General features: G+C 67.8%; 12 protein-coding genes and 1 pseudogene. 3 read left to right on the top strand and 10 right to left on the bottom strand.

What is annotated here, in order from left to right; all coding sequences use genetic code 11:
* The 5 genes and pseudogenes from D7X12_RS29480 to D7X12_RS29460 form a co-directional block, all read right to left on the bottom strand.
* Positions 1-553: pseudogene (locus D7X12_RS29480) on the bottom strand (hypothetical protein); the annotation flags it as partial.
* Positions 550-1,332 carry an outer membrane lipoprotein-sorting protein gene (locus tag D7X12_RS29475; protein ID WP_120628587.1) on the bottom strand — a complete coding sequence of 261 codons (783 nt, stop codon included), beginning with the start codon at positions 1,330-1,332 and terminating at the stop codon, positions 550-552. The pseudogene D7X12_RS29480 and the gene D7X12_RS29475, both read right to left, overlap by 4 nt.
* A 7-nt stretch (positions 1,333-1,339) precedes the next feature.
* Positions 1,340-2,641: an ABC transporter permease gene (locus tag D7X12_RS29470; RefSeq protein ID WP_120628586.1), complete on the bottom strand. Its 1,302-nt coding sequence runs from the start codon at positions 2,639-2,641 to the stop codon at positions 1,340-1,342.
* Positions 2,642-2,645: 4 nt separating this feature from the next.
* Complete coding sequence (locus tag D7X12_RS29465) at positions 2,646-4,757, bottom strand: ABC transporter permease (protein ID WP_120628585.1); 2,112 nt, start codon at positions 4,755-4,757, stop codon at positions 2,646-2,648.
* Position 4,758: 1 nt separating this feature from the next.
* On the bottom strand, positions 4,759-5,499 hold the full coding sequence (locus tag D7X12_RS29460) for an ABC transporter ATP-binding protein (protein ID WP_120628584.1): 741 nt from the start codon (positions 5,497-5,499) through the stop codon (positions 4,759-4,761).
* A gap of 399 nt (positions 5,500-5,898) precedes the next feature.
* Between D7X12_RS29460 and D7X12_RS29455 the strand changes: the two genes are divergently transcribed.
* Positions 5,899-6,129, top strand: a complete 231-nt coding sequence (locus tag D7X12_RS29455) for a hypothetical protein (protein ID WP_120628583.1) — start codon at positions 5,899-5,901, stop codon at positions 6,127-6,129.
* 87 nt (positions 6,130-6,216) lie between these two features.
* Here D7X12_RS29455 and D7X12_RS29450 read toward each other — a convergent pair whose 3' ends face one another.
* The 5 genes from D7X12_RS29450 to D7X12_RS29425 form a co-directional block, all read right to left on the bottom strand.
* Positions 6,217-8,727 carry a jacalin-like lectin gene (locus D7X12_RS29450; protein ID WP_120628582.1) on the bottom strand — a complete coding sequence of 837 codons (2,511 nt, stop codon included), beginning with the start codon at positions 8,725-8,727 and terminating at the stop codon, positions 6,217-6,219.
* A gap of 18 nt (positions 8,728-8,745) precedes the next feature.
* Complete coding sequence (locus D7X12_RS29445; RefSeq protein WP_147443838.1) at positions 8,746-10,185, bottom strand: hypothetical protein; 1,440 nt, start codon at positions 10,183-10,185, stop codon at positions 8,746-8,748.
* Positions 10,186-10,280: 95 nt separating this feature from the next.
* Positions 10,281-10,967 carry a TVP38/TMEM64 family protein gene (locus tag D7X12_RS29435; RefSeq protein WP_120628579.1) on the bottom strand — a complete coding sequence of 229 codons (687 nt, stop codon included), beginning with the start codon at positions 10,965-10,967 and terminating at the stop codon, positions 10,281-10,283.
* A gap of 32 nt (positions 10,968-10,999) precedes the next feature.
* The gene (locus tag D7X12_RS29430; protein ID WP_120628578.1) at positions 11,000-11,599 is read right to left on the bottom strand and encodes a hypothetical protein; all 600 of its coding nucleotides are present in this window, start codon (positions 11,597-11,599) and stop codon (positions 11,000-11,002) included.
* 240 nt (positions 11,600-11,839) lie between these two features.
* Complete coding sequence (locus D7X12_RS29425; protein ID WP_120628577.1) at positions 11,840-13,792, bottom strand: DNRLRE domain-containing protein; 1,953 nt, start codon at positions 13,790-13,792, stop codon at positions 11,840-11,842.
* 259 nt (positions 13,793-14,051) lie between these two features.
* Between D7X12_RS29425 and D7X12_RS29420 the strand changes: the two genes are divergently transcribed.
* Together D7X12_RS29420 and D7X12_RS29415 are read left to right on the top strand one after the other, a co-directional pair.
* Positions 14,052-14,681: an HAD hydrolase-like protein gene (locus D7X12_RS29420; RefSeq protein ID WP_120628576.1), complete on the top strand. Its 630-nt coding sequence runs from the start codon at positions 14,052-14,054 to the stop codon at positions 14,679-14,681.
* A gap of 206 nt (positions 14,682-14,887) precedes the next feature.
* A partial coding sequence (locus D7X12_RS29415) for a GNAT family N-acetyltransferase (protein WP_120628575.1) occupies positions 14,888-15,219 on the top strand: 332 nt, incomplete at its 3' end.

Raw genomic sequence — 15,219 nt, 5'->3', positions numbered from 1 at the left:
GGGTGGGATCATACGTCAACCGCCCCACCACGAACGCCCGCAGCCGGTCCGTGGGACGCGCGTCGAAGTAGGCGTCCACCAGCGTGGGCGCGTTGACCGCGGTGTCGCCGAAGGACGTGCCCTCGGTGCCCACCACGTTGGCGCGCAGGTAGAACAGGCCGCCAATCTTCAGCGGATCATCCACCGCCTCGGCGGAGTCGAAGGCGCTGCGGGTCGCCGGGCCGGACAGGGCCTCCGTGTCCCGGTCGCTGCCGGGCGCGGAGGGCTCCGTGGACGTGGGCTGCCGTGCCTCCGCGCCACCCGACGGCGGTGCGTCCTCCCCGCCAAAGACTTCATCATCGCCAGGCCGCTCCTGCGGGGACTGAGCCCCGGAGGAAGGGGAGGGCGGCGTGGCCTGGGCGGGCGTGTCGGACTCGCCGCCGAAGAGGGCATCCTCGTCGGGCCGGTCATTGGAGCCCGTGGCACCCGCGGCGCCCGGAGCCTGGGCGAACCCGGGCGCGCCAACGAGGGCCGCGGACAGCGCCGCGGCCACGGTGAGGTTGCGAGGGTTCATCGGCTCTTGCTCTCGAGCCACGCCTTGGTGAAGAGGTTGGCTTCCAGCGAACGCAGGTCGATGGACTTGATGAGGATGACGGTGGAGTTGGCCTTCTCCACCTCGTCGTAGATGCGGATCTCCTCGGGGAACCAGACGTCGGCGCCCTTGGACTCGCTGAAGAGCTTCTTCCAGCGGGGGTAGAGCAGCGTGCGCATCTTGCGGCCGGACAGCGCGTACTCCTCGCGCTTGAGGACGTTCGTCGACTCCTTGTCCACCCACAGCTTGATGATGGGGTAGGCCACGTCCACGCCCTCCTTGGCCTTGAGGGTCATCAGGTGGGCCGTGTACTTGCCCAGCTTCCCCTCGCCCTCGGAGGAAGGCACGTACTCCTCGGCCAGGCGGGACTCGTCGAAGTCGGCGCGGCGGCTGTCGGTGCCGGCGATGCGCTCGCGCTCCGTGCGCCGCTCCCACTTGCCCACGTTGGGGTCATAGCTCCAGAGGTTCTTGTCCAGCCGCAGGTAGCCCTTGCCGGCCTCCGTCTTGGGACGGCTGAAGAGGATCATCAGCTTGTCGTCCGCGTCGCGCCGGTACACGAACGCCTCGCGCACGGCGTCTGTCTTGTCCTTCTCCTTCTGCTCCAGATAGACGAGCGCCTTGTAGTCACCGCCATTGCGCTGCCGGTCGTCGATGGTGGCGAGCAGCTTCACCATCTCCGCCGGCTCCAACGCCAGCGCCGCCGGGGCGGACATCAGGGCCGTGGCGAGCACCACGGCGGACAGCAGGTTCTTGAAGGTCATGGAGGATTCACCCGATGTGGTGCATCGCCGTGACCGGCTTGAGCCGCGCGGCGAGGAAGGAGGGAATGAGTGAAATCGCCGTGGTGCAGGCGGTGATGAAGAGGACGGAGCCCACCACCGAGCCGGGGTTGACCGCCAGGTACAGCCTGTCCGACATGATGAACACCGCCACCACCTCCGGCACGGCGATGTCCGCGGCGTTGACGGACAGGCACACCACCAGCCCCACCAGGGCCCCGGCGAGGGTGCCCAGGAAGCCCAGCGTCAGCGCCTCGAAGACGAACATCGCCAGCACCCGCGTGCGCTGCATGCCAATGGCGCGCAGCGTGCCAATCTCCCGCGTGCGCTCCCGGATGGAGATCCACAGCGTGTTCATGATGCCCACGCAGATGATGACCAGCAGGACGAAGATGAGGACGCCGGTGAGGCTGTTGAGCGCGGTGAGCGTCCAGCTGATGAAGGAGATCTCATCCTCCCAGTTGGTGATGTCCAGCTTCTGCCCCGTCCACCCCTCGCGGTTGACGACCTCGAACTTCATGAAGAAGGCGCGCGGGTCGTTGTCCATCAGCTCGTAGCCGGCCGCGGGCAGCGTCTGGCGCAGCCGCGCCTGCACCGCCGGCGCCTGCTTCACGTCCTTCAGGTACAGGTGGACGGCGCCGGTGGCGTCGTCCTTGAGCTGGTAGAGCGAGCGCAGCGTCCGCGAGGGGACGTAGACGTTGAAGTCGCTCATCAGCCCCACGTTGGCGGCGATGGCGGCCACCCGCACGTCCACCGTGTTGTTGGTGCCGCGCATGGTGGGCGCGGAGAGCGTCACGGTGTCACCGACCTTGACCTCCAGGCGCCTGGCCTGCTTCTCGAAGAGCAGCACGGTGTCGGGGGCGGCCAGCCCGTCCAGGGTGCCCTCCTTCATCTGGAGGACGTTGCGGATGCCCGGCTCGGACTGCACGTCGATGCCGCCCAGGCCCACCTGAAGGGAGGCCGTGTCGCTGACCATCTTCACCCAGCCGCGCCCGCGGTGGACGACGTAGTCCAATTCCGGCACGTCCTTGCGGACCTGCTCGATGATCTTCGGATAGGCCGACACCACCGGCGCGGACTGGCCGGCGGTGACCTTGTAGAAGCCCGCCACGTTGACGTGGCCGGTGGACAGGGTGGTGGCGGAGCGCAGCATCGTGGCCGCCATGCCGTTGGACAGCCCGTTCAGGATGACCAGCAGCGCGGTGACGCCGGCGATGGCCCCCCCCAAGAGCAGCGTGCGGCGGCGGTGGGTGCCGAGGTTTCGGAATGCGATGAGGAAGAGCTGGAGCATGGGCTTACTCGTCCGTCTGCATCGCCTGGAGCGGCGACACGCGCGTGGCCAGGAACGCCGGGTAGAGGGTGGAGATGGCGGAGACGACCATCACGATGATGAACGCCGCGATGAGGTTGCCCGCGCTGAGGCTGGGGTACAGCCGCGGCCCGGAGAAGAAGAAGTACAGCGCCTCGTTGGCCGCCGGGATGCCCACGCTGCCCAGCCCGGCCATGATGCCGCTGCCCACCAGCGCGCCGCCCGCGCCGAACACCAGGCCCAGGAGCAGCGTCTCCACCAGCACCATCCCGAGCACGAAGGAGCGCTGGGCTCCAATGGCCCGCATGGTGCCCACCTCGCGCACGCGCTGGAGCGTGGCCATCATCATCGCGTTGTTGATGATGACCAGCACCACCACGAAGATGATGAAGACGGCGGCGTAGAGCACCAGCTTCGCCATCAGCACGAACTGGCCGATGAGCCCCGCCGCCTGCTGCCACGACACCACCCGCAGCTTCAGCCCGGCGTCCTGCGTGGACTGCTTCAGCTCCGCCATCGTCTGTTGGAGCTGCTCCGGGTCCTTCAGGATGATGGCGGAGCTCAGCACCACGCCCTGGTTGATCTCCTCCTGCGAGTACACGCGCTTCGTCAGGTCGTCCCGGCGCAGTGAATCCATGGCGCCCGTGAGCGTGTCCTGGTCGTTGATGAGGCCGGGGGTGGCGTCCGCCACCAGGGTGTTGCCGCTGTCCTCGCCGAAGAGGGCGTCCTCCGCGCCCTCGCGCGCCACGGCCTTCACGCCGCTCTGCTTCTGCAGCTCCGCGAGCTCCGCCTTCTTGTCGGCGGTGAGGTAGCCGTACAGGTCCCGGAAGGACATCAGGTCCATCAGGTTGAGGGCGCCGGCCAGCGCGGACTTCTCCAGCCCCTTGAACTGGTAGGTGCCGTAGACCTTCACGTTGACGCTCTGCACGTAGCCGCTGCGCGTGAAGGCGGTGATGGTGAGGCTGTCACCCAGGCGCAGGCGGTAGAGCTCCAGCAGCGGCGCCAGCTCCGCGTAGAACTGCGTGTAGCGCGCGTCGAAGTTCGCGTCGTCCGTGGTGAGGAAGGAGGACAGGAGCTTCTCCAGCTTCGGCTCCTGGCTGCCCAGCAGCTTCTGCAGCCGCTCCACCGCCTGGCGCGTCTTGATGGGATCCAACTGGTAGACGATCTCCCGCGTCTGCGTCTGGTTCTCCTTCACCCAGCGCTGCAGCTGGGGGTCGGTGGCGATCGTCTTCTTGTTCAGCTCGCGCTCCTGCTTGATGAGGTCCAACCGGCGCGCCGTCTTCAGCTTGAGGTACTCCTCGTAGAAGAACTTGGAGAGCAGCATGCCGCGCTGCCCCTTGGGCACCGGCTGCCCGTCCACCACCTCCATGCGATCAAAGGTGCTCTGGAAGGTGTCCAGGTCCGTCCCCGCGTAGCGGAGGTAGAGCAGGTCGCCGTCCGGAATCTGCGGGGCGATGCGGTTCTCCAGGAACTCCAGCGAGCCGAACGGATCCGCCTCGAAGCCGTCCCAGAACACCTCCGAGCGGGCGCGGGTCAGCGACTCGCGCTCCTCCGGCGTCCGGGCGGCGTCGCTCAGCAGCTCGCGGCTCTTCGCCAGCTCCTCCTCCATGAGCGCCACCATCTGCCGCACGTGCGCCTTGAGGCTGTCGATGTTCTCCCGGAGGGCGGGCGTCTCACCGGCCTCCGCGCGCTTCTTGTAGAGGTCCCGCAGGCGCGCCAGCGTCAGGTCCACCGTGTTGCCGGAGGTGATGAGCGCGCCGTTGGTGCCCATGGGCACCACGGTCTTCACGTTGGGGTGCTTCTCCAGCACCGGCTTGATGCGGCTGAAGTCGTCCACCGCCGCCAGGTCCGGCTCGCCGCCCATGGTGCCGAACAGGCCCAGCTCGTCCCGGGACTCGTCCGAGTACACCTGGAGGTGCCCGGCCACGCTGCCGATGATGCTGCGGCTCATGGCGCTGTCCATGCTGTCCAGGAGCGCGCCGCCCACCACCACGAGCAGCGTGCCCAGGAAGATGATGCCGCCAATGAGCAGGTTGATCTTGCTGGTGAACAGGTTGCGGAACGCGACCTGCAACAGCAGACGGAAGTGCCCGCCCATGTCAGTGGCTCCCCACGGCCAGGGCCCGCTGCGCCTCGTCGGCGGTGAGCCGGTCCAGGATCTTTCCGTCCGCCAGGCGCCACACCGCATTGGCGTGGCTCATCACCTTCGCGTCGTGGGTGGAGAAGATGAAGGTGGTGCCCTCCTTCTGGTTGAGCTCCTTCATCAGGTCGATGATGTGCTGGCCCGTCACCGAGTCGAGGTTGGCGGTGGGCTCGTCCGCCAGCACCAGCTGCGGCCGGGTGACGAGCGCCCGTGCCACCGCCACGCGCTGGCGCTGGCCGCCGGACAGCTCGTTGGGGCGGTGCTTCGCGTGGTTGGCCAGGCCCACCTGCTCCAGGAGCTGCATCACCCGCTCCTTGCGCTGCGCCTTGTCCAGCTTGCGCTGCAGCAGCAGCGGGAACTCCACGTTCTGGAAGACGGTGAGCACCGACACCAGGTTGAAGCTCTGGAAGATGAAGCCGATGGTGTGCAGGCGCAGGTCGGTGAGCTGGCGCTCGCTGAGCTTCTGCGTGTCCTGGCCGGCCACGCTGACGACGCCGGTGGTGGAGGTGTCCACGCAGCCGATGAGGTTGAGCAGCGTCGTCTTGCCGCTGCCGGACGGACCGGCGATGGAGATGAACTCACCCGCGTGCACCTGGAGGTCCACGCCCCGGAGCGCCGGAACGACGACCTTGCCCAGGGTGTAGTCCTTGGTCACGTTCGTGATGGAGACGATGGGGGACTTCGGTGTGGCGTTCATGCGGTGCGTCCTTTCGAAGCCTTGCTTGGAAGTGTGGCCAGGGGGCAGCGCTCACCTTGAGCTGTCAGGTGATGTGCCCGCGAAGTCCGACTCCGTCATGGCTGGCCCCCGTGCCTTCCATCCGGGCCGCGCAGCTTGCGCAGGCGGATCCCGGAAAGGCGTACCGGCACGTAGTGTGTTCAGTGCATCCGGTCAAGACGGACCGCACTGAATCTCGTAGGCTCGAAAGTGTCGCGGCTCCCTGGAAGATGGAGGAGGCATGCGGCGGATGTGTGCTGGTGCTCCCACCTCCCAGGACAGGAACGACGCGTGACCTCCAGACCGTGGCGATGGCTCCTCGCACTGACCCTCACCGCCTGTGCCGGCACGGAGCCCGGAGGAGGAGAGGGGCCAACCGGAATGGAGTGCACCACGGAGGTGCGGCCCTACTTCGACGGCGAGGGCTGCTGCGGCGAGCCGGTCGCCGAGCCGCTCTGCTCCACCGGCACCATCGTGTTCTGCGAGGTGCGTGATGCCCGCTCCGAGCCCGTTGGCTGCTACTACAAGCACAACAGCACGAAGTTGCGCTGCACGAGCTGCCAGAACACCAACGACTGCGTGGCCGATGCAAACCGTGTCTGCGGGAAGTGAGCGCCCGGGCGCCTGACGAGCGCGCCAGCGCCCGGCCCCCCGGGCGGCGGAGTCGATTCCCGCCGCCCGGAGTGAACGACACCGCGCTCAGAGCAACTGCACGTTGCCGCCCAGCGAGGCGATGTACGTGGTGCCACCCGAGTGCACGACCGTCGTTCCGAAGAACGACCGGATCGCGCTGCCCTTCGGCATGACGAGCTCGAAGGGCTTCGCGCCATACACGTTTCTCATGCTCCCGAAGGGGCCGTGGGTCTTGCCACGCGCGGTTTTGAAGGTGATCTGCGCGATCTGCTCCCGGCCGAAGTAGGTGCCCGTGAAGCCCGTCATCGCCACGATCGCGTCGTCCGTGAGGTCGATCGTGTTCGCGGTTCCGCCAGGGCCGCCCTGGATGGGCGCGGAGTTGGCGCCATAGCCGGGTTGGATGGCGTCGATGATGTCACCCGCGCGCACCAGGAGGTTCGTCATGGGTCCCCAGCCGCTGACCGTCGGCAGGTTGTCCCACGGCGTTCCCGGCCCACCCACGGGACCCATGGGGCCATAGGGCATGCCTGCGTTGAACCAATCCATGATGAGATTGCACTTGATGGTCGACAGATCGCGGCTCACCGGCATGTGCAGCGGCTGGCTGATGTCCAGGCCGAGGACACGCTGGATCTTCTCGCGGTTGATGACGACCCCTTCGTAGGTCCACAGCTGGAAACGGCCCATGATGGGATAGAGCATCCCGTACTGCCGCAGGATGTCTCCAATCCCATTGACCCACGAGGGCGGGCCGGTGATCGGGTCCTGCTGGTAGATCTGGACACTGACGAGGTCGTTGGGGTCCGGGTGGTAGTCAGGGACGGTGGGGCTGAAGGTGTACTGGGTGAAGTAGACCTGCCCATCCAGGTAGCCGCGTGGATTGCCTGGGTTCGTTCCGGTGAGGGTGAGCGTGGCCTTGCCGTCGGTGATGTTCACGAGGCTCGAGGAAAGGCCCAGCTTGCCCTCGGGCGTCGAAATGTTCGACGCGCTGATGCCATTGGTGCCCGACGTGCCCATGGTGTTCGTGGTGTAGGTGAACGCGGCGCTCGGGCTGAGGGTGTTCAGGGCGATCCTCCATTGCTCCGTCCCCTCGATCCGGCCGAACTTGCGCACGTAGAGGTTGAGGGTGTTGGTCTCCCCCAGCCCGAAGGTGGGCGTGGTCTGCATGCCCGGATTCATGCGGAAGTTGAACTGGTCCGCGCGCATGCTCAAGCCTTCGGCATTCTCCTCCAGCAGCGTCTGGGTCACGGCGCTGCTGCCGGTGCCCGTCGTGCTTCGAAGGGCGAGCGGAAGGTTCGCGAGGGTGCTGGGATTGACGGAGCCGAAGTTCGTGACGACCAGCATCCCGGATTGCTTGTTGATGAAGTCGGGATTGCTGTAGTCAATGGAGGGGACGATGGTCGTGTACGTCTTCGTGGACCCGGAGACCGTGTAGTAGGCGAGCGACAACGTCCCGAGCTGGTCCGACCACAACGGCCGCCCCGGCAACGGCACGGGCAACGAATTGGCCAGGTCGATGGTCAACGAGGGCGTGGAGCCCGTGGTGTCCAGTTGGGCCTGGGCAAAGAACGCGCTCAGATTCGGATTCGGAGCCGGTACGGGCGGCGCCAGGGTACGCGCCGGCACGGCGAAGGTGGGCTCGGCGTCCAGGCAGGGGCCCACGGAGCCGACGATCTTGCCGTAGTTGAAGTCGAACAACGGCTGCTGGGGCAGGGGTTGCTGGGTGCTGTAGTTGATCCACGGCTGGTAGGGCTGTTTGGACGCCGCCAGGATCACCGGACCGTACTGTTCCGCGGTGCTCTGGCCGAGCAACTGTTCGAGCAGGGAGCTGACGTACATCTGCGTGGGGATGTAGCCCCGCCCCGGAGCCACCGGGTTGCCCTGGGGGTCCAGGTTCATCACGTAGTCCTGGAGGCTCGCGAGCTTGTCCAGGATCCCTGGCGGAACCCCCTGACCCTGCATCGCCTGGAAGGTGGCGGCGGTGAAGGCGAAGAGCTGCGGGGCGTTGTTGTGGGCGCTGACCGCCATGCGAATGGACAGACGGTGGGGCGACGCCTGCTGCAGCGCCTGGAGGACCGCCGAATTGCCGACGTTCCATTTCAGGTTCGTGAGCGTTGATTGGTAGACGGCGGAGCCGCTCGCGGAGTTCCTGGGGGTGTTGGGGCCCTGCGAGTTTCCCCAGATTCCATTGAACGCGACCGGCGTGAACACGCCCTGGACGTAGGCGCCGCTGAAGTCACCGATCATCACGGTGAGTCCCCAGACCTCACTGACATTCTGCTGCATGGGGTCCAGGTCCACCAGCTTGGGCGGAGAGCCTGTATACAGGGCAACGACCCCCGCTCCCACGAGGGCGTCGCTGCCGCCGCCAGGCGCCTCGACGGTGGTCACCGTGCAGCCGAGCAGATTGAAGATGCTGTCGCCCTTGGGCTCCCAATACAGTTCGATGTTCTGGGGCTTGAGCGAGTCCGCGTTGTAGTTCGCCGGGTTGTAGTTGTTGGGCGTGTTGTTGATGGTGGCGGGGGAGGCCTGGAACGAACCGGAGAAGTTGATGCGAGGCGTGTCGAGGTAGCTCATGGGGGTCTCCTCAGTTTCCTAGTTGCCGCCGATGTAGGGACTGCAAGCGGTGGGCAGGGCGCCGTTCGTGCACCCACCCGGCATCTGGACTTCGTCAAAGAGGTGGCTCAAGCCCGCGGGCGGCAGGTTCTGGCCTTCGGTGGGGCCCGCCATGTTGTGGCAGCTGAAGCAGTTGTAGGGGTTGCTCACCGCCGGGACGCCGTTCTGGACGAAGGTCTCCATGGACGTATTGGCGGCGGACAGCGAGCCCTGCTGGGCTTGCAGGTAGGGCGGGGTCACGCCGTTGGTGGTCCATACGTTCCCAACGAGCTCGTAGTTGGCCCAGACCCCGTTGATGCGGCCGGGGTTGGCCTTGATCAGCGCCTGGACGCTGATGTTGATCGCGTTGATGGCCAGGGTGCTCTCCGCGAGCATCGTGCGGGTCTTGTCCTGGCAGGCGAACTGGTTGGGGTCGACGTTGCAGTCGACGCCGCCGGGGAAGGTGCCGACCGCCGAGTCCCCCTGCGGATGCATGCGGCAGACCTGGGCGGGAGTGGCCGGCTGATAGGTGTTGGTCGTGCAGCCGGTGCACGCCGGGTTGTAGAAGTTCCAGGCCCCTCCCAGGGGAGGCGCCGCCGAGGTGTTGCTGCAGTCAGGCGCGTTGTTGCGGTGTTCGAACGTGGCCCAGATCATCGCGGGGAAGCTGGGCGTCTTGGACACGATGTGCATTCCGGTCAGCCCCAGACTGACCTGCCGGCAGGGGCTGTCCTTGAACTGGATCAAGCCGGGAACGACGTAGTAGCGGCCGGAGGCGACCGCCGCGGCGTCGAGCACCATCCAGCTCGTCTTCAGCTCGACGGCGGTATCGGGGTACGCGAGGTTGGGATACTTCGTGATCAGGTCGATGCCCTTGTTCCCGGGCTTGAGGGGGCCCGCGCAGTTGGCCTGGTAGAGCTGGCAGGACGTGATCATCGAGTAGGCACTCTGATTCACGGTCATGCTGTAATAGACAAGCTCACCGTTCAGATCGATCAACGGCTGATCGGAGCCGGCCTGTTTGACGATGTCGGTGTAGAGGCGGGGCGTCTTGCCACCGGCCGCCGGGGACTTCGTGTTGGTGGTGCAGGAGGTGGGCGGCTCCTGTCCCCAGGGCGTCGGCGTCCCGTCCTTGATGAAGATGCCGTAGGACGGCATCCACGTCTCGAACTGCAACAGGTTGGGGTCGCTGGTGGGTTGGACGAGCGCGAGCATGCTCTGCCACATGAACTGCTCGAGGTTGCAGATCGTCTTGTTCCCCGGCACTTCGGTGGGAAGGGTGGAGCTGTTGAGCCAGGACAGATCCGCGGCGCATTCACTGGTGACGGAGGCCGGGGCCTTGGCGACGGGCTGTCCCGATTCGAGGAGCGAATTCGCCGGGCAGGCTACGAGGCTCATGGCGCCCGCTGCCACGGCGAGCAGGGTGATGGGTTTGTGAGACAAGGCTTTCTCCCGCATGCGGTGATCCCAGCGATGCGCCGGGCATTGCCCGGGCGCTGGAGCGCACCCGGGGTGAAGAGAACGAGGAGGATCCGCTGTCAATCCAGGCGTGATGTCTGGGATGCGGGATGCCCTGGTAGCAAGCGCCGCACCAGCCAGAGCGCGAGTCCAGGCAGCAGGACCATGCCGACGAACAACGGCAGGAATGCCCCCCACCGCGCCGTGGAGGCGCCCACCGCCGCGTAGGTGGCGCAGACGCCCAGGTTGGAGAGCGCGCAGGCCCCGAAGAAGCTCCCCAGGGGCATGCGGCTGGCGCCAGCGAAGAGGACGGAGGACTCCGCCAGCATTGGCACCCCTCGCAGGGCGATCAGCAGCCAGTGGCCCCTGTGTCCGGCCAGCCGGGACAGACGCTGGACCTCCGCCTGTCCCAGGGTGCGTCGCAAGGCCGCCTCGCCGCCCCTGGCTCCCAGCCAGTAACCCCCACCACAACCCGCCATCATCCCCACCCAGCAGGCCGTCAGGCCGCCCCAGAAGCCCAGCAGCGCTCCCGAGGCCGTGCCGATGAGGCTGGAGGGCACCGGCAGGACGATGTCCCCCGCCAGCAACCCTCCCAGGACGAGCGCCACCTGCCAGTCCGGTGGACGCGCGTCGAGGAAGGCGTGGGTGGCTGCCTCCAGGCGCTCGCCGAAGAGCAGGAAGGGAATGAGCACGGCCGTCAGCACCAGGAGGATGCAGACGCTCCAGCCCATCACCGCGCGCTTCGATCCAGGGCTCGCCGTGGTCATGTGAGAGCTCGAAGGCAGGGGCGGGGACGGCACTAGAAGCCGACGCCGAACGTGAGCGAGGCGCTCGGCTGGAAGCGGGCCTGGGGTTTGATCAACTGGGGCGCGGCACTGAAGTACGCGGCGCTGAAGCCCAGCTCCCCCACGAACTCGAAGCCGGAGGAGATGGGCAGCAGGGCCCGGAGGGAGGCGCCCGCCTCTGGCCCGGCGGTCTCCACGCCGGTGGGCCCGGAGCCCCCGAAGTCGAAGCCGGAGCTGTCCTCGCCCACCTGCAGCTCGGCGAAGCCGGCGCTCAACCGGGGCTGGAACCAGCCGAAGCGCGTCCGCCAGGAGGTGAGCGTCAGGTTGGCGCGGAAGTGGGCGATCTCCGGCTCCGGGTCCCGGTGAAGGAATCCCGAACCCGTGCCGCAGGCTTCCACGCCGAGCCGCGCCACCGGGGACAACTCCAGACAGATGCTGGGACGCCGGCCAGAGGTGGACGCGCCGGCGCGCAGGTTGCCGTAGTTGCGCGGAGGCTCCTCCCTCCGGTCCTCCGCGACACCCACCGGTGACTCCTCCGCGACCGCGAATCCGCCGCCGGGCAGGGGCGCGAGCGCGAGCACCAGGAGGCACTTCGGAAGGCGAAGGTGTGTCATCGGGCACCAGGGATGCGAGCGCGGGGGAAGGGCTTCTCCCGAGGGGATGTGGTGCGCATGGCCAGAGCAAGAACCATTCCCCGCCTGGCCCCGCCTGTTGGACCGGGGCCAAGCGCACGGGCTCGCGTCTTCAGGGGACGCACGGGCGTCCCCTGAAGACGCGGGGGGCTTCAAGCGTTCGGCTTGGGTCCCTGATTGGAAGGTCCGGCGCAGCCGCCCGCCGATCCCCGAGGCCCCTGGCTACAGCCCCACGGAGCCCACGCCCGCGTGCGTGAGCGTCTCCCACGACATCTGCAGGTCCGTGGCGGTGCCGCCCGCGCGCACGCGGGGGAGGAGCGCTCCCGTCGAGGGCATGGAGCGGCCCCTGCGCGTCACGTAGTGGTTGAAGACGATCTCCCACGTCGGGAGGATCTGCACCTCCACCGTGTTGTTCGGCACCGGTTGGCCGTCCTTCTTCACGTACTCGCTGCGGCGAGCGCACAGCCAGGAGTCGACGGGGATGGTGAGCTGGCCGTTGTTGTTCGGGGCGTGGGGCACCAGGTACTTCGCCATGAACTCAGCGCTCGCGATGATGCGCGTCTCCTGTTCGGCGTAGAGGTCCACGCCCTGGAGGAGCGCCGTCTCCGCCGCCTGTGAGACGGACGCAATCGACATCGTCGCATGGCCGAAGTCCCGGCACGCCTCCTGGGAGAGGCCGTTCACGCGCGTTGTGCCGAACTCGGTCTGGCCGCGCCAGCTGCTGAGGAGCGCGCCGCTCTTCCAGCTTCCGTCCGCGTTGCGCTGGTCCGGCGCCGGCACGGGCGCCGCGCCGTCCGTCGTCAGGTAGAAGGTCTCCCGCACGTGCACGCGCCACATGGCGAGCGACTTGTCGAAGAGCGCCTTGTCATTCGTGTAGACGGCGATGTTCATCACGCCGTTCGTCATGGAGTTGTTCCAGTTGGAGCCGCCGCCCGCCCAGCCATTGACGATTCGTGGCAGCACCGCGCGCTTCAGCATGTCGCCGAAGCGGACCGCCTTCTCTTCCGTCCAACCCGAACCGCTGTAGCGGAGGATCTCCGCCGAGCGCGGGAACAGCTCCGCGAGCCAGGCGGCCTGGAGCGGGCCGTTGTGCGTGCTGACGTCGCCGTTGATGAAGAGGATGGTCTGGAGCGTGTCCGCGTACGCGTCGAGGATGCGGATGGCGGCGTCCGCGTAGCGCTGCTCACGCGTGTGGTACCAGAGGAGCGAGAGCGTGTAGGCGCGCAGGGCGTCCTGCCGGGAGTTGTAGCAGCCGATGTCCACCGTGCTGCCGCTGTTGCCACACTGCATGGTCTGCACGGGCCTCGGCGTCCACGCCGTGTTCGCGTAGGAGCCGGTGGCCGCCTTGTTGAAATGGCCGAGCCACGGCTGCGCACCGGCGGCAATCTTCGCCTTGACGAAGTCGAGCTGGGCCTTGGAGACGTGCAGCCCCGGGTGGACGAAGCCGGGGGTGTAGGTGACGGTCAGCTGCGGCCGCTGCGCGAGGGTGGCGGCCTCCGAGGACGCGAGATCCAGCCCGTCCATGTTCGTGTTGGCATCCAGCACGAAGCCCCGGTTGGTCGCCGGGTTGTCCACCCACGCCTGGACCGCGGCGATGCCCTCCGCGCCCAACGTCACGGTGTAGGGGCCCGTGACGGCGGGCAGCAGCGTCCCCAGCACGCTCGCACCCCGGTCCGCCGCGCCGCGTGCGCCCGGCGTGGTCCAGGTGACGGTCGAGGTCGCCCGGGCCCAGGTGGCCTGCGCCTCGCTCCAGTCGCGGCCCGCGGTGTAGAGGAAGAAGCCCTCTCCGCTCGTCCGGTTCGTCACGTTGACGGTCAGCTTGACGGACCGCACCGTCGCGCCCGCGGGGATGCTGCGCACGTCGAAGCGCAGCAGCGCGTTGGCGCTCTGCCCGCTCGCTCCCGGGTAGTCCCGGTCCATCCGCAGCACGGCGTCCGAGCCCGCGTTGGTGGACGGCAGGCCCTCCTGGAGCCACGTGTCGGAGACGCCCGCGTAGGTCGACGAAGGTGACACGCCCCGCTGGAAGGACACCGTCACGTCCGCGGCCAGCGCGGCGTGGGCCTCGGGGACAGCGTCGACAGGTCCGACCTCCGGGAGTTCGGATCCACCACACGCAACGAGGGTGCCGGGAACAAGAACAAGCGCAAGATGGCGCAGCCACTTCGAGAGGTGCATGTCTGACTCCGATATCTGAAAGAATGGGAATCCATTCCGCAGGCGGAGTTATCGCCCAAGGCATTGCGCAGTTGCGTCTGTGAGACATCCCTTGGGTGACTGTAATTTTACAGGGCAAGCTCCCAGGCTGTGTGGGCAGCCCGCGAGGCCGAGCATCCGTTCGACGGCGACGGCGACGCCCGAGGCCACGGCCGCGGAGACCGTGGCCTCGCTCATCGTGAGCTGGCTTTCCAGGCAGTAGTCCCAGGAGAATCCACCCATGGGCTACAGGCTGGTCATCTTCGACTTCGACGGCACGCTCGCGGACAGCGCGGACTGGACGCGTGGCGTCTTCAACGACGTGGCCCGGCGCTACGGCTTTCGCAGCGTCAGCCCGGAGGAACTCGAGGCGCTGCGAGGGAAGGACAACCGCGCCATCATCGCGCAGCTCGGTGTGCCCCTCTGGAAGATGCCCTTCATCGCCGCGCACATGCGCAAGCTCGTCACGCGCGACGCCCACCGCATCCCGCTCTTCCCGGGCGCGGAGGCGCTGCTCGAGCAGCTGCACGCGCGGGGCATCACCCTCGCCGTGGTGAGCTCCAACTCGGAGCAGAACGTGCGGCGCGTGCTCGGGCCGGTGGCATCCGCGCGCATCCGCCACTACGCCTGCGGCGCGGGCATCTTCGGCAAGCGCGCGAAGTTCCGGAAGGTGCTGAAGGCCGCGGGCGTGCGTCCCGCGGAGGCGCTCTCCGTGGGCGACGAGGTGCGCGACATCGAGGCCGCCGCGGCGGAGGGCATCGCCACCGCCGCGGTGACGTGGGGCTACGCCACGGAGGCGCTGCTGCGCTCGCACGCGCCCACGGTCGTCCTCACCCGGCTCGACGAGCTGCTGCAGGCCGTCGCAGCGTAGGTCCCCGCCCAGGCGCGGGGCTGCGATGAACGCGGGTGGGCGTGGCACGCGTGCGGATATCTGCTACGGCCGCAGCTCCTGCTCGCTTCGAGAATGCCATGCCCGCTCCATCACTCAGGCGCGGGGGCGCGCGATGACGCGGATGGGCGTGGCACGCGTGTGGATATCTGCTACGGCCGCAGCCCCCCGCTCGCTTCAGGAATGCCATGTCCGCTCCATCGCTCCACATCCGTCCGGTGCGCCCCTCCGACCGCGCCTTCCTCGTCGCGACGGCGCGCCGCTTCGTCGAGTCCGGCCTGCCCCCGTGGCGCGATGCGGGCGACGTGCAGCGCGCGCTGGAGGCCCAGTTCGAGCGCATCGCCCAGGACGTGCCCCAGGGCCATGCGCTGTTCGTGGCCGAGTCGGCGTCGGGCGAGCCGCTCGGCTTCATCTACCTGGAGGTGCTGATGGACTTCTTCACGCGCCTCTCCCATGGCCACGTCTCCGATGTGGTGGTGGCGGAGGGCGCGGAGGGCCAGGGCGTGGGGCAGGCGCTGAT

Origin of the sequence: Corallococcus sicarius, assembly GCF_003611735.1 — a bacterium.
GTDB classification, from domain to species: domain Bacteria; phylum Myxococcota; class Myxococcia; order Myxococcales; family Myxococcaceae; genus Corallococcus; species Corallococcus sicarius.
This window is presented reverse-complemented; position numbering and strand designations above follow the sequence as displayed.

Coding starts and splice junctions, on each gene's coding strand:
- D7X12_RS29475 (WP_120628587.1), bottom strand. CDS start 1,332: ATGACCTTCAAGAACCTGCTGTCCGCCGTGGTGCTCGCCACGGCCCTG.
- D7X12_RS29470 (WP_120628586.1), bottom strand. CDS start 2,641: ATGCTCCAGCTCTTCCTCATCGCATTCCGAAACCTCGGCACCCACCGC.
- D7X12_RS29465 (WP_120628585.1), bottom strand. CDS start 4,757: ATGGGCGGGCACTTCCGTCTGCTGTTGCAGGTCGCGTTCCGCAACCTG.
- D7X12_RS29460 (WP_120628584.1), bottom strand. CDS start 5,499: ATGAACGCCACACCGAAGTCCCCCATCGTCTCCATCACGAACGTGACC.
- D7X12_RS29455 (WP_120628583.1), top strand. CDS start 5,899: ATGGAGTGCACCACGGAGGTGCGGCCCTACTTCGACGGCGAGGGCTGC.
- D7X12_RS29450 (WP_120628582.1), bottom strand. CDS start 8,727: ATGAGCTACCTCGACACGCCTCGCATCAACTTCTCCGGTTCGTTCCAG.
- D7X12_RS29435 (WP_120628579.1), bottom strand. CDS start 10,967: ATGACCACGGCGAGCCCTGGATCGAAGCGCGCGGTGATGGGCTGGAGC.
- D7X12_RS29430 (WP_120628578.1), bottom strand. CDS start 11,599: ATGACACACCTTCGCCTTCCGAAGTGCCTCCTGGTGCTCGCGCTCGCG.
- D7X12_RS29425 (WP_120628577.1), bottom strand. CDS start 13,792: ATGCACCTCTCGAAGTGGCTGCGCCATCTTGCGCTTGTTCTTGTTCCC.
- D7X12_RS29420 (WP_120628576.1), top strand. CDS start 14,052: ATGGGCTACAGGCTGGTCATCTTCGACTTCGACGGCACGCTCGCGGAC.